Genomic DNA, 12,607 nt, shown 5'->3' with positions numbered 1-12,607 from the left:
CACCCCTCACAACAGCTTGTCCTGGGTGATCGGCAGGTCGCGAAGGCGCCTGCCGGTGGCGTGGTAGATCGCGTTGCCGATGGCGGCGGGCACGCCGGTGATCGGGGTTTCGCCGAAACCGCGCGCCCCCATCGCCGTGCTCGCAGGGTCGGGCTTGTCCACGAACAACGTCTCCACCTCGGGCGGTGCGTCCGCGTTCACGGGCACGAGGTAGGTGGACAGGTTCGGGTTGACCACGCGGCCGGTGTTGCGGTCGAACACCGTGTGCTCCATCAGCGCGTGGCCGATGCCCCACGTGACACCGCCTAGCACCTGGCCTCGTGCCGTGCGGCGGTTCATCACGCGGCCGAGGTCGTGCGCGGTCACGACTCTCGTGACCCGCACGGAGCCGAAGCGTGCGTGCACGCGTGCTTCGAGGAACACGACCCCGTAGGTGTGGCCGCCCTGGTTCAGCACGGTCGCGGTCCTCCGGACCGGTTCTCCTGCTCGGCCGACGACGGCGCGGTAGGTGTCGTGGCGGTGGCGGTCGCGGAGGTGGACGAGGCGGCCGTCACGGGTCTCGATCTCGGCTGGTGCCGCACCGAACAGCGGGGAGTGCCGGTCTGCCACGGCGAGGGCCACCACGGCGTCCCTGGCCGCTCGTGCCGCCTGGTCGACCGAACCGCTGATGCTCGGGATCGTGGCGGAGGCAGCGGACAGGCCAGCCGGGGGCAGTGCGCTGTCGCCGATCTGCGCCTGGACGTCGCGCAACGGCAGGCCCAGCGCGTCGGCGACGATCTGGGTGACGACCGTGTACGTGCCGGTGCCGATGTCCTGGGTCGCCAGCTGTGCCAACGCTTTTCCGTCGACGCCGACGGTCACCGACGCCGTGGACGGCATGGCGGCGAACGTGTGCGTCTCGGTGGCCATGCCCCAGCCGACGTACTCGTCGCCGTCCTTCGTGGCGCCGGTCCTCGGTTGCCGGCGGGCCCAGCCGAACCTTTCGGCCGCCATCGCGTAGCACTCGAGCAGGCGTTTGCTCGTGAGCCGCTCTCCGGTCTCCTGGTTGAACTCGGCGTGGTTGCGCCGGCGCAGTTCGAGCGGGTCGATGCTGAGCTGCCAGCTCAGCTCGTCGAGCGCCGTCTCCAGGCCGAAGTGCGACGTGGTCTCGGGCGAGCGCATGTAGCTGGACGAGGCGACGTCGAGCCGGACGCCCTCGTGCCGCACATGGAGGTTCGGGCACGTGTAGAGCCCGATCGTCGAGTCGCTGCGGTTGAAGACCGAGTCCTCGGTCGCGGTCAGCTGTGCGGTCGACGTCTCGGCGATGGCGGTCAGCCGGCCCTCACGGGTGGCGCCGATCCGCAGGTGCTGGCGGTACTCCGCGCGATGTCCCGCCGACGTGTACATCTGCGCGCGGCTGAGCACCAGGCGCACCGGCCTGCGTGCCACGCGGGCGGCCGCCGCCGTGAGGAGGGTGTGCGGCCAGCCCGGGCCTTTCGCACCGAACCCGCCGCCGAGGTACGGCGCCACCACCCGCACGGACTCCGGCGGCAGGCCGAACGCCGTCGCGACAACGGTTCTGGTGACCAGGACGCCTTGCGCCGACTCGAACAGCGTCACGCGGTCGCCGTCCCACCGGGCGGTGGTCGTGTGCGGCTCGATCGGGTTGTGGTGGCGGGTGGCGCTGGAGTACCGCGCCTCCAGCCGGACCGGTGCCTCGCGCAGTGCCGACGCCGCGTCACCGCGCCTGATCTCGTTGGGGCGGTCGCGGAACGGTTGCGGCAGGAATGCGGGTTCGCGCGCGTCGTCGATCACGACGCTCGGCTTCTCGGCGCGGTAGTCGACAGACACCAGCGCCGCACCCTCCTGTGCCTGTTCCAACGTGGTGGCCAGCACGATCGCGACCGGCTGCCCGACGTGGTGCACAGCCGTCCCCTGCATCGGGATGAACCTTTTGACGTAAGGGAAATGAGGCACGACCAGTTTCGGCAGGTCGCGATGCGTCAGCACGGCGACCACTCCGGGATGGGCCAATGCTGCCGAAGCGTCGATCCGCAGGACCTCCCCTCGTGCCACGGTGCTCATCACGAGAACGCCGTGCAGCGCGTCCGGGACGGGTTGGTCTGCCGCGTAGATCGCGGCACCGGTCACCTTGGCGCGTCCGTCGACTCTCGCGACGGACCGGCCCACCAGTTCGGTCATCGCAGGCCCTCCAGCAGCTCGGCCAGTGCGCGTTGCACCAGGTCCACCTTGAACTCGTTGTCGTGGCGGGGTTTGGCGTCGCGCACGAGAGCCCGCCCAGCGCGTGCGATCGTGTCCGCCGTGAGGTCTTTGCCTCGCAACACTTCCTCGGCTTCGGGCGAACGCCACGGCGTGGTTCCGATGCCACCGAACGCCAACCGGACGTCACGCACCCGTCGTTCGTTCAGCTCCACCGCGGCGGCAACGGACACGACAGCGAACTCGAACGTCGCACGGTCACGCAGCTTCAGGTAGCGCGACCGTCGCGCCATACCGGTTCTGGGCACCTCGACCGCGGTGATGAGTTCCCCTTGCCGCAACACGTTCTCGACGTGCGGGGTGGTGCCGGGGCGGAGGTAGAACTCGCCGATCGGAATCCGCCGCTCCCCTCCCGAACCCCGCACGAGCACGACAGCGTCGAGCGCGACCATGGCAACGGCGAGGTCAGACGGATGGGTGGCGATGCACGCGTCACTGCCGCCCAGCACGGCGTGACCGCGGCTCCACCCGTCGATGGCAGGACAGCCGCTGCCGGGAACACGCTTGTTGCACGGCGAACCGGAGTCTCGGAAGTAGCCGCACCTGGTGCGTTGCAACAGGTTTCCGCCGATGGACGCCATGTTGCGCACCTGCGGCGACGCGGACGCGAGCAGTGCCTCGGCGAGCACCGGCCAGCCGCGCCGCACCGAACCGTGCCCGGCCACGGCACGCATCCTCGCAAGCCCGCCGATCCGCAGGCCGGACGCGGTCTCGGTGACCCACGCCAGCTCCAGCCCGTTCACGTCGACGAGCCGGTCGGGACGCGTGACCCCGTCCTTCATCAGGTTCAGCAGGTCGGTGCCGCCCGCGATGAACGCGGTGCCCGGCCGGCCGCCCAGCCGCACCGCCTCGCCGGGGTCGCGCACCGCGGTGTACCCGAAGGACTTCACGACCTCGCCCCCTTGGCCGCGTCGGCCACCGCGGCGACGATGTTCTGGTAGCAGGCGCACCGGCAGAGGTTGCCGCTCATCCACTCCCGGATCTCCTGGTCCGACCCGGCGTGCCCCTCGTCGATGCAGGCGACCGCCGACATGATCTGCCCGGACGTGCACCCGCCGCACTGGAAGGCGTCGTGCCGGATGAACGCCTCCTGCACCGGGTGCAGGCGCTCCCCCTGAGCGAGCCCTTCGATCGTCGTGATCTCACTGCCCTGCCGCATCACGGCGAGCGTGAGGCACGACTTCACCCGCTCTCCGTCGACCAGGACCGTGCACGCGCCGCACTCGCCGCGGTCGCACCCCTTCTTGGTCCCCGTCAGCCCCAGCCGTTCCCGCAACGCGTCCAGCAGCGTGACCCTGGGCTCGACCTCGACGGCCCGCCTCTTCCCGTTGACGGACAACGTGACCACCGCGGTCTCCCCCGGCCCTGCCGCCACCTCCCCCGCTCCGGCGGCGACAGCCGTTCGCGGCGCGAGCGCCGCTCCTCCCGCGGTCACCGCGGCGGTCTTCAGCACGGTCCTGCGCGTGGGTCGCGCAGCACCAGTCGACTCAGCCACTTCCCCTCCCGACCCGAACCCGTTAGCGTCGTTACCACCATCTCCGTATCACCGGAAACATAACCCACCCCACCTATAACGGCAACAGGCATACGGATAACGCCGATATACGGCAGGAGCCCGCGCGACCACCCCGGCCCGACTCGGCCGGCACTTCGAACTCGCAGGTCAGGAACTAGACGGGCGGCCAGTTCCGCAGGGCGGCTTCGGCGACCCGCCGGAGGACCTCGTACTCCACGCCACCCGACGCCTGCACGGCCAACCCGTTCGCGACGGTCATCAGGTACCGCGCAATCAGCTCGGGATCGGCGTCAGCGGGCAGGTCACCCTCCTCGACGGCACGTTCGAACCGCTGACGCAGGTAGGTCACCCCGCTGTCACGCCAGTCCGCCAGCAGGTCGCGAACGGGCCGGCCGGACTCCCCGGCGGCGAGCGCGGCCTGCACACCAAGACAGCCGCGTGGACAGTCGGGACGGGTGTTGGCACGGACCGCACCACGCAGGAAGCCCTGCGCCACCTCAAGAGCGGTGGGCGCCCGCAACACCTCGGCGACGTAGGCCACCGGCCCGTCCTCGTACCGCCGCAACGCCTTGCGGAACAGCTCTTCCTTGTTGCCGAAGGCCGCGTACAAGCTCTTGCGGGAGATGCCCATCCGTTCGGTCAGATCGGTCAGCGAGGCACCCTCGTAGCCCTGCTCCCAGAAGACCAGCATCGCCTTCTCCAGCGCCTCGTCGGCGTCGAACTCCCGCGGCCTGCCGATCTGCACCTTCTCCACCTCCTCATCCTACGTCTTCTGCACCGATCGGTGCAGAAGTGCTACGGTTCGACTTATGCACCGATCGGTGCTTAAAAACGCGGAGGTCAGGATGGGCAGGCTGGACGGCAAGACCGCTCTCATCACCGGAGGCGGCACGCGGGGGATCGGCAGGGCCACCGCCGGGCGGCTGGTGGCGGAGGGCGCGCACGTGTTCATCACCGGCCGCCGCAAGAACGAGCTGGACGACGCCGTGGAGGTGATCGGCGAGAACGTCACCGCGATCCCCGCCGACATCACGGACGCCGACGACCTCGACCGCCTCTACGAGCAGGTCGCCGCCCGCGGCAAGGGCCTGGACGTGCTGTTCGCGAACGCCGCCACGGCCTCGTTCGCGACCCTCGAAGAGACCACAGGAGACCACTTCGACAGCATCTTCGACGTCAACGTCAAAGGCACGCTGTTCACCGTGCAGAAGGCGCTCCCGCTGCTCAACGAGGGCGCGTCGGTGATCATCAACGCCTCCACCACCGCCGACAGGGGCGCGGCGAGCTTCGGCGCCTACTCCGCGTCCAAGGCAGCGCTGCGGTCGTACACGCGGACCTGGGCGAACGAGCTCAAGGACCGGGGCATCCGGGTCAACGCCGTCTCACCGGGACCGACCGACACCTCCGGCATGACCGAGCTCGCGGGCGAGAACGCGGAGGCGTTCAAGGCGAGGGAGGCGGCCCGCATCGCCGCCAAACGGCTCGGCCACCCCGACGAGGTCGCCGCCGTGGTGGCGTTCCTCGCCTCGCCGGACAGCAGCTTCATGCTCGGCGCCACCGTCTACGTCGACGGCGGCGAGAACCAGATCTGAGCGGAGGCCGGTGTCCCGCACGACGCGGGGCACCGGCTGGATCGCTTGCGCAGGCGTCAAACCGCGGACGGCACCCTCACCGAGGACTTCATCGCCGACCCGAGGCGGATCGCCGAGACCAGGAAGAAGATGCCGCCGAGCGCCGCGTACCCGGCGACACCGGTCAGGGCGGCACCCGGCTGCGAAGCCATCAGGACGAACGACGTGCCGGCACCGACGGACAGGCCGCCGCTGAGGATCATGGGCCACTGGCCGCCCATCCTCCGGCGACCGACGCCGACGACGAGCTGGACGATGCCCGACACGATCGCCCAGGCACCCCACACCCGCAGGACACCGGGGACACCGGACGCCCCGGCGGCAACGGCGATGCCGAACGACGCCGCCAGGCTGACAGCGATGTTGACGTACAGGCCCAGCACGTTCTGGCTCCGCTTGGACGACCGCGCGTCGACCACGGCGGCGGCGACGTCGAACAGCGGGTAGAGCACGACCAGCGCGATGCCGACCGGCCCCAGCTCGGCGCCGGTCACGCCCACGAGGACGGCCCAGACGAGAGCGAAAGCAGCACGGACGAAGTACAACCGCCGCAAGGACGACGCGGTGGAACTGGTGGCAGTCACAGGATTCTCCTCCAGCTTCAGGCGACGGTCGCGTCGACGGTGACGGGGATGTTGCCGCGCGTCGCGTTCGAGTACGGGCACATCGCGTGAGCGGCCTCGACCAGCTCGTCCGCCGTCACCTGGTCCACACCGGACAGCTCGACGTGCAGCGCGGCACTCAGGCTGAACCCGCCCTCCGGCGTCGGCAGCACCTGCACCTCCGCTACGACGGCGGAATCGGCGATCGCGGTCTTCCGCTGCGCCGCGACAGCCTTGACGGCCGAGTGGAAGCACGACGCCCAGCCCGCCGCGAACAGCTGTTCCGGGTTGGTCGCGCCACCGGGGCCACCCATCTCCTTCGGGATCGCCAGACCGAGGTCGAGCAGGCCGTCGTCGGACCTCGCCCTGCCTCCTGCCCTGCCGTCGCCGGTCGAGGTGGCGATGCCGGTGTACAGGGGTGCGTTCATGACGGAAGTCCTCTCACGGATGACGAGACCGATCGTTCTATCTCTTCTCTCACCCTGACACCGTCATGCCCGCGCGTCAAGACCGAACGTTCTATCTCATTTTCTGCGGACAACCGTCACTCGGCTCGCTAGAGTGACTTTTGGTACCGATCCCGTCACGGAATGTGAGGCAGACAGGTGAGCACGCGCACGAGAGTGGCCCGCGGCGTCGCCGCGTTGTCGATCGCGGGAACGGTCGCGCTGACCACTCCCCCGGCCTCGGCCTCCGCCGACGAGTCGCTCAGCCGCTTGACCAGCTTCGTCGTAGAGCGCCTCCGGGTGAGCGACGACGTGGCGGCGGCCAAGTTCGGCACCACCTCACCGATCGACGACCCCGCCCGCGAACAGCAGGTGCTCGACCAGGTGCGGACTCAAGCAACCGCGCTCGGGCTCGACGCCGACGACGCGGCGGCGTTCTTCCGCGACCAGATCACCGCGAGCAAGGTGGTCCAGAGAGGACTGTTCGCGCGCTGGACGGCCCGTCCCGAGGAAGTACCCACTACCCGTCCCGACCTTTCCCTGATCCGCACCCGCCTCGACCGGCTGACGTCGGACCTGCTCGGACAGCTCAAGTCCACGGAGGACCTCCGGGCGCACCGAATTCCGTGCCGGGTCCACCTCGCGATCGCCACCGGTTCCGCGGCCGTGCTCGAACGACTCGACGCACTGCACCGCGAGGCACTCGGCACAGCGGTGCACTCGGTCTGCTGACCTGGGCGTCGGCCCATCCGCCGGCTACCGGCCACCACCGCCGGACCGCGTCGACGGTCGTGTCCGACCCGACGTCGAAGCAGAGCACGGATTCCGGTGCCCGCGTCCGCACGATGTTCACGAGCTTCTCGAACAGCGGCGTCAACGCCGGTTCGAGACGGACACCGGCGCGATCACGATGATGTCGCAACGCTCGCGGTCCAACGCCTCGCGCAGTACCTCCTCGGCCGCCGGTCCCCTGTCCAGCAGACAGGTCTCGAACTCCAGTCCGAGCCGGGCGAGCTCCGCCGCGGCCTTCCGCAGCCCGGCCTCGACCTACGCGGCCTCGACCTGCGCGGCGTCCACCGCCGGGAACGCCTTGCTCGGGGTCTCCGATGACCCGCGGGTCCAGCCCCACGTTCAGCACGGTGTGTCGCCAGGTCGATGGCGGACAGCTGCACTCGCAACGTGATCCAGCAGTCGTCAACGTCGAGACGATGCAGTCAACATTGATCCCGTGCAGTCAACGTCCAATCAACCTCGAATCAACATTGACTTGCCTCGTCAACGTTGACTGGACGTGTCGACCGCATCACCTCGAGGTCAGCCAAGTTTCGGCCAGCACCCCTGAGGTACCTCAGCAGAGTGACGCCATCAGAACGGAGCCATGCCTCGACCGGAGGAGAACCTGCTGGTGGCTGGCATGCACTCGACCTCGTCCCCACCGCACCCGACACCGGCAAGGTCCGGCGCTGGACCGAAGCCGTCCTCGCGAACCTGCACGAGGACGACCTGGTCGACGTGCTGCTGGTCGTCACGGAACTGGTCTCGAACGTGTACGACCACGCCAGCTTCCCCGCGCGCCTGAAGCTGCGCCGGTCAACCGACCCGTGCCTCGTCGCCGTCGTCACGGAGGACGCCTCCCCCGCGGCACCGCGGCTGAAGCAGTCGACGCCGGATTCGGTGCGCAGCCGCGGCATGGTCATCGTCGACAGACTGTCCCGGCGGTGGGGCGTGGCTCGGCAAGCGGTGGGCAAGCGCGTGTGGGCCGTCGTGCCGTGCCCGACGACGTCCTGACCTTCCCGCCTCCACCCTCGACGGCAGCCGCGTCGTCGACGCGCACCCACGACTCCCGGACTCAGCGCACCTGGTGACCCCACCACACGCCCCAGTCCGTCCCCGGAAACCAGTCTTCTCCAGAAAGCAAAAACGACGTGCCGGCCCGAAGGCCGGCACGTCGTCCGCTACTGCTGGACCTCAGTCCGTCAGTCGTCGATCTCCGAGTTGACGCAGGAGCCGCTGTCGTTGCCCGACAGGAGCGGGATCGCGATGACGTTGACGTCGAGGTGGCACAGGTTGATGTCGCTGAGGATGTCGGACTCGTTCATGTTGACCAGGCCGACCTGGTGGTTGTGCTCGTACTCGAAGTCCGAAACGCGGACCGTGTGGTCGTACTCGCCACCCGCGAACGCGGGGGTGCCGACCATCAGGAAACCCACGCCGACAGCGGCAGCGGCAACGAACTTCTTCAGTTCCATGATTTGCCCTTCTTCAAGTTGAGTACTCATCCGGACACTGCGGATCGACGGAGGAAACCGAGGACGGTCCCGCTCCGTCCGTCAACGACGCTCACCAGGAGCGCCGACTCACGTCAGCTCTCGTCGGGGTTTGCGCACAGCCCGCTGTCGTTGCCGGACAAGACCGGCACCGCGATGACGTTGACGTCGACGAAGCAGGCGTCGAGGTCACTCAGGATTTCGGAGTCGTCGAGGTGGGCGACTCCGGACTGCTGGGTGACGCCGACCTCAGGGGCATCGGCCGATGCCGAGGAACCGACACCGACGAACGCGCCCGCGACAGCGAGAGCAGCCCCTGCCTTCTTCAGCACGAAATCCCCTTAGATGAATGGTGTTCGGATTACAGAGGCGTGCATGCCGACCCACTGCAATCCTCGTGAACCTTAACCGAACAACGTGACCACACAAGCCATCTATCACGCGAATGCGTGAACAAGAACGAACATTCACACTATCGAGTTGAAAAGGCGGCTGTGCGACCTACAGGGGTCCTTGTTTCCAGGCGGGCGCGGGGATATGCGTCGTCACAGAACGACCACTCGTTCGTGGTACCACCGAGCACACCGACACGTTGGCGCACAAGGGCCTGCCAATCGACAGCAAGATCACCTCAGGTGACGGAATGCCAATCAGGTAACTCGTTCGATATGCCCCACCACGGTTACGGCGCGCGCAGAACGCCCGCATCGGAGGGCGGCTAACTACGCACGGCAAGTATTCAGCACCATCGTCAGTCGAACGAGGAATTCTCAGTGCCTGTTTCCGAGCTACTGAGGTCGTGTGAGTCGTCGGACGGTGATGCGGATCATCGACCATCGGACCATGGCCTCGTGGTGGTGGCGTAGTCGTTCGTAGTCGCGGGCGCAGCGGCGGTGATTGGTGATCCAGGCCAGGGTTCGTTCCACCACCCATCGCCGTGGCAGCACGGTGAAGTGCGGCAGGTCGGGCCGTTTCACGATCTCGACGGTCAGCGCGAGGGTCTTGCGTGCCCAGTCGAGCAGGGTTCCGGTGTAGCCGCCGTCGGCCCAGACCAGCCGGACTCGACGGCCCGCGGCGGAGCGGAGGCGTCGCAACAGTGAGCGTGCGGCGATTCTGTCCGATGTGGATGCCGGGGTCACCAGTACCGCGATCAGCAGTCCGAGGGTGTCCACAGCGATGTGGCGTTTGCGTCCCTGGACCTTCTTACCCGCGTCGTAGCCGCGGGTTGATGTGGCCACGGTGGGTGCGGCGCGCACGGACTGGGAGTCGATGATCGCCGCCGACGGCGCGGCGGCCCGTCCGTCGGCCAACCGAACCCGGTCACGCAGCGCGTCCAGCAGCCGCTGGGTGGCGCCGGCCTTCTCCCAGGCGGCGAAGCGCTTGTAGACCGTGGGCCAGGGCGGGAAGTCGACGGGCAGTGCCCGCCATTTGATGCCGTTGTCGACCACGTAGAGGATCGCGTCGACGATCAGCCGGCGGCAGTGCTTCTCCCAGCGTCCGCCGTGACCGGCCAGGCACGCCGGGTCGGGCAGCAGTGGGTCGAGTTCGGCCCACTGGGCGTCGGTGAGGTCGGTGGGATACCGGCACGTCCGTCGACTGGGCTGATGGGTGGCGGCCAGGCGGCAACAAGCGGGACCCGCGGTGGAACCGCCCGCGGGGATCGGGCACGATAACAACGGAACTCCTGGCAGAGCGGCGCTTCGACAACGTCCGATCTACCAGGAGTTCCTTCGTCTGCCCACCACAGGGCACTCACCCGATCAAGCTCGGAAACAGGCACTCAGGACACCAGCGACAACCCGACACAGGAATGTTCGATCAACCGCGACAACCACCGCCCTGTTCGAAGAAGGCGGTGGTTGCGGGCCACGGCCACGCGGGCCGAATCAGTGTCGGCTGCCCACCATGGGCCGTCCGAACGTCAGCGCATCGACGGACCGGCGTCGCCGATCTTCGTCCGAACCGCCTCACGCAGTGCGGCCAGCGAGGGATGGGCAACCGCCGTCGTGAGCACCGGCGCACCGCGCACCGGTCCGGGCACCGGGTGGACCTCCGTCTCGTTCGGCAGCGGAACACCGGGGCAGGTGACGTCGCCGGGCCGCGAGTTGCGCAGCAGGAAGACGTTCACCATGCCGTCCACGCACGGGTTGCCCTCGAAGGCGTACTGGCCGTGGAACGGGCTGTCGGCGACCGACACGAGACTGACGCCAGGCGCCGCACGCACGGCGGACCTGCCCTGCTCGTACCCGGTCTGCGGGTCGAGCTCGGCCTGCACGACCAAGACCCGGCCGACGACCTCCGCAGGCAGCACAGATAGCTCCTGGCGAGGCGCGTCGGACCAGAAGGCGCACGGTTCGCTCAGGCCGTACTGCCAGCCGAAGAGCGGGAACCGCGGCCCCTGCCGGTCGGACAGCCGCCGGTACCAGGCCGCCGACCGGGTCGGCTGGTCACCGCACGCCACCGCATACCGCGTCTGCGGGAAGTACTCGTAGTCCTCCGGATAGTCGGCCAGCACGTTCGCCAACACCACCGGCGTCAGCGACGCCAACGGCACGCCGAACTCCGCGCGAGCCGCCGCGTCCAGCCGTGCCGCAAGACCGGACCCGGTCACCGTCGTCTCGATCTCCCCGTTCGCGCCCCGCACCCCCAGCACGAACACCAGCGCTCCCAGCACCCAGCGCAACGGGTTCCCCATGCCCGTGAAGATCCCGTCGAAGTTGTCGGGAACGGTGCCCGCGCTCACGAAGAACTCGCGGGCCCGCTCCCAGTTCACAGCGGCCTCCGCCGGCGTGGCGCCGACCTCCGGGAACTGCCGCGTCATCCACGGCACGAACGATCCCTCGAACATCCGCTGGTTGATCTGCGGCCACGCCTCGAACGCGGCCTGCAGGCGCCCCTGGAAGTCGACACTGGAGTCCAGCACCATCTTGCCCGCACTGCGCGGGAACAGCGACGCGTACTTGGCACCCAGCCAAGTCCCGTAGGAGTACCCCATGTAATCCAAAGTGGACTCACCGAGCAGCATCCGCAGCAGTTCCATGTCATGCGCGGTCTGCCAGGTGGTGAGGAACGGCGTGAGCGCGTCGCTCTGACACGCCTCCGCAACCGCGCGCGGCAGCTTCAGGTGCTCGGCAATGCTGCCCGCCGAACGGTCGCGCGCGTCGAGATCCGTGCGCTGCGAGAGCCGATCGGCAGGCACCTCACACGCCTCGGGCTCAGTGCCGCCCTCCTGCCCGGTGCCGCGCGGATCCATGCCGATCAACGCACGCCCCTGGTGCAGCTCCGGCTGCAAAGCCGCCAGCGCACCGGGCAGGGACGTGCCCTGGACACCGGGGCCACCGGGGTTGAGCAGCACCGAACCGGCGTGCTCCCCGGAAGCGGCGACCCGGCTGACCGAGACGACGAGGTCCCGTCCCGCGTCCGGTGCGGCCCAGTCCCTGGGCACGGTCATCAGCGCGCACTCCGCAGGCAGCGCATCCGGCTGCGGCGTGAAAGCACAGCTGCCCCAAAGCAGTTCTTGGCCAGCATAACGTTCGAACGGATCTGTCGACGCTCTCACCGGCACCGTCGTGACGGCGAGGACGAGCGCGGTGACGATCACGGGCACGGTGACGGCCGAACTGCGCACGGCGGTCCTTTCGGGACGGGGATCCGGGCGTTTCCCATCCGAGCAGGACCTTCGAAGCGCTGTCCACGACGTCTAGTACTTTCGGCCACCTACGAAAGTCGTTTCAGCACAACGAGACCAACGATTCGGCCTCACGATCATCCTCACCGGCGACGTGTCGCGGCGACGTTGGCGAACGGGAGCCGAACGCCCTCAAGCCAATCGAGACGCTGGCCTCACGATTGCCAGTTGAGACCGGAAAACGTTTTCCTGTCTGTA

13 protein-coding genes are annotated in these 12,607 nt (G+C 68.6%); 3 read left to right on the top strand and 10 right to left on the bottom strand.

Annotated elements, in window-relative coordinates:
• Positions 1–6: 6 nt before the first annotated feature.
• The 4 genes from BLT23_RS12495 to BLT23_RS12480 all read right to left on the bottom strand — a co-directional run bounded on the left by BLT23_RS12495 (position 7) and on the right by BLT23_RS12480 (position 4,529).
• Entirely contained in the window at positions 7–2,181 is a 2,175-nt protein-coding gene (locus tag BLT23_RS12495) for a xanthine dehydrogenase family protein molybdopterin-binding subunit (RefSeq protein WP_090048736.1), read from the bottom strand.
• Positions 2,178–3,149: an FAD binding domain-containing protein gene (locus tag BLT23_RS12490; protein ID WP_090048735.1), complete on the bottom strand. Its 972-nt coding sequence runs from the start codon at positions 3,147–3,149 to the stop codon at positions 2,178–2,180. Before BLT23_RS12490 ends, BLT23_RS12495 begins: the two co-directional genes overlap by 4 nt.
• Positions 3,146–3,754, bottom strand: a complete 609-nt coding sequence (locus BLT23_RS12485; RefSeq protein ID WP_425434376.1) for a (2Fe-2S)-binding protein — start codon at positions 3,752–3,754, stop codon at positions 3,146–3,148. Before BLT23_RS12485 ends, BLT23_RS12490 begins: the two co-directional genes overlap by 4 nt.
• Before the next feature lie 175 nt (positions 3,755–3,929).
• Entirely contained in the window at positions 3,930–4,529 is a 600-nt protein-coding gene (locus BLT23_RS12480) for a TetR/AcrR family transcriptional regulator (protein ID WP_245743912.1), read from the bottom strand.
• Positions 4,530–4,584: 55 nt separating this feature from the next.
• Here BLT23_RS12480 and BLT23_RS12475 point away from each other — a divergent pair, with 55 nt between their 5' ends.
• Positions 4,585–5,367 carry an SDR family NAD(P)-dependent oxidoreductase gene (locus BLT23_RS12475; protein WP_245743911.1) on the top strand — a complete coding sequence of 261 codons (783 nt, stop codon included), beginning with the start codon at positions 4,585–4,587 and terminating at the stop codon, positions 5,365–5,367.
• A 56-nt stretch (positions 5,368–5,423) separates the two neighbouring features.
• Here BLT23_RS12475 and BLT23_RS12470 read toward each other — a convergent pair whose 3' ends face one another.
• Positions 5,424–5,990: a hypothetical protein gene (locus tag BLT23_RS12470; protein WP_245743910.1), complete on the bottom strand. Its 567-nt coding sequence runs from the start codon at positions 5,988–5,990 to the stop codon at positions 5,424–5,426.
• A gap of 17 nt (positions 5,991–6,007) precedes the next feature.
• Positions 6,008–6,436 carry an organic hydroperoxide resistance protein gene (locus BLT23_RS12465; protein ID WP_090048732.1) on the bottom strand — a complete coding sequence of 143 codons (429 nt, stop codon included), beginning with the start codon at positions 6,434–6,436 and terminating at the stop codon, positions 6,008–6,010.
• Between the two features lie 177 nt (positions 6,437–6,613).
• Between BLT23_RS12465 and BLT23_RS12460 the strand changes: the two genes are divergently transcribed.
• On the top strand, positions 6,614–7,186 hold the full coding sequence (locus BLT23_RS12460; RefSeq protein WP_090048731.1) for a chorismate mutase: 573 nt from the start codon (positions 6,614–6,616) through the stop codon (positions 7,184–7,186).
• 624 nt (positions 7,187–7,810) lie between these two features.
• Positions 7,811–8,242, top strand: coding sequence for an ATP-binding protein (locus BLT23_RS12455; RefSeq protein WP_090048730.1), 432 nt, complete (start codon positions 7,811–7,813; stop codon positions 8,240–8,242).
• Between the two features lie 188 nt (positions 8,243–8,430).
• On the opposite strand, the gene BLT23_RS12450 is transcribed toward BLT23_RS12455, so the two are convergent.
• The 4 genes from BLT23_RS12450 to BLT23_RS12435 all read right to left on the bottom strand — a co-directional run bounded on the left by BLT23_RS12450 (position 8,431) and on the right by BLT23_RS12435 (position 12,172).
• On the bottom strand, positions 8,431–8,703 hold the full coding sequence (locus BLT23_RS12450; protein ID WP_090048729.1) for a hypothetical protein: 273 nt from the start codon (positions 8,701–8,703) through the stop codon (positions 8,431–8,433).
• A gap of 113 nt (positions 8,704–8,816) precedes the next feature.
• On the bottom strand, positions 8,817–9,053 hold the full coding sequence (locus tag BLT23_RS12445) for a hypothetical protein (RefSeq protein ID WP_090048728.1): 237 nt from the start codon (positions 9,051–9,053) through the stop codon (positions 8,817–8,819).
• Between the two features lie 456 nt (positions 9,054–9,509).
• Positions 9,510–10,397 (bottom strand): IS5 family transposase, encoded by an 888-nt coding sequence (locus BLT23_RS12440; protein WP_218133730.1) that lies wholly within the window; start codon positions 10,395–10,397, stop codon positions 9,510–9,512.
• Between the two features lie 245 nt (positions 10,398–10,642).
• Positions 10,643–12,172 (bottom strand): alpha/beta fold hydrolase, encoded by a 1,530-nt coding sequence (locus tag BLT23_RS12435; protein ID WP_245743909.1) that lies wholly within the window; start codon positions 12,170–12,172, stop codon positions 10,643–10,645.
• Positions 12,173–12,607: the final 435 nt, after the last annotated feature.

The sequence above is a fragment of the Lentzea fradiae genome, from assembly GCF_900100955.1.
Taxonomy (GTDB): domain Bacteria; phylum Actinomycetota; class Actinomycetes; order Mycobacteriales; family Pseudonocardiaceae; genus Lentzea; species Lentzea fradiae.
This window is presented reverse-complemented; position numbering and strand designations above follow the sequence as displayed.

Excerpts from the sequence above, each read along its gene's own strand:
- BLT23_RS12435 (WP_245743909.1), bottom strand. The coding sequence starts at position 12,172 with ATGACCGTGCCCAGGGACTGGGCCGCACCGGACGCGGGACGGGACCTC.
- BLT23_RS12475 (WP_245743911.1), top strand. The coding sequence starts at position 4,585 with ATGCACCGATCGGTGCTTAAAAACGCGGAGGTCAGGATGGGCAGGCTG.
- BLT23_RS12465 (WP_090048732.1), bottom strand. The coding sequence starts at position 6,436 with ATGAACGCACCCCTGTACACCGGCATCGCCACCTCGACCGGCGACGGC.
- BLT23_RS12495 (WP_090048736.1), bottom strand. The coding sequence starts at position 2,181 with ATGACCGAACTGGTGGGCCGGTCCGTCGCGAGAGTCGACGGACGCGCC.
- BLT23_RS12450 (WP_090048729.1), bottom strand. The coding sequence starts at position 8,703 with ATGGAACTGAAGAAGTTCGTTGCCGCTGCCGCTGTCGGCGTGGGTTTC.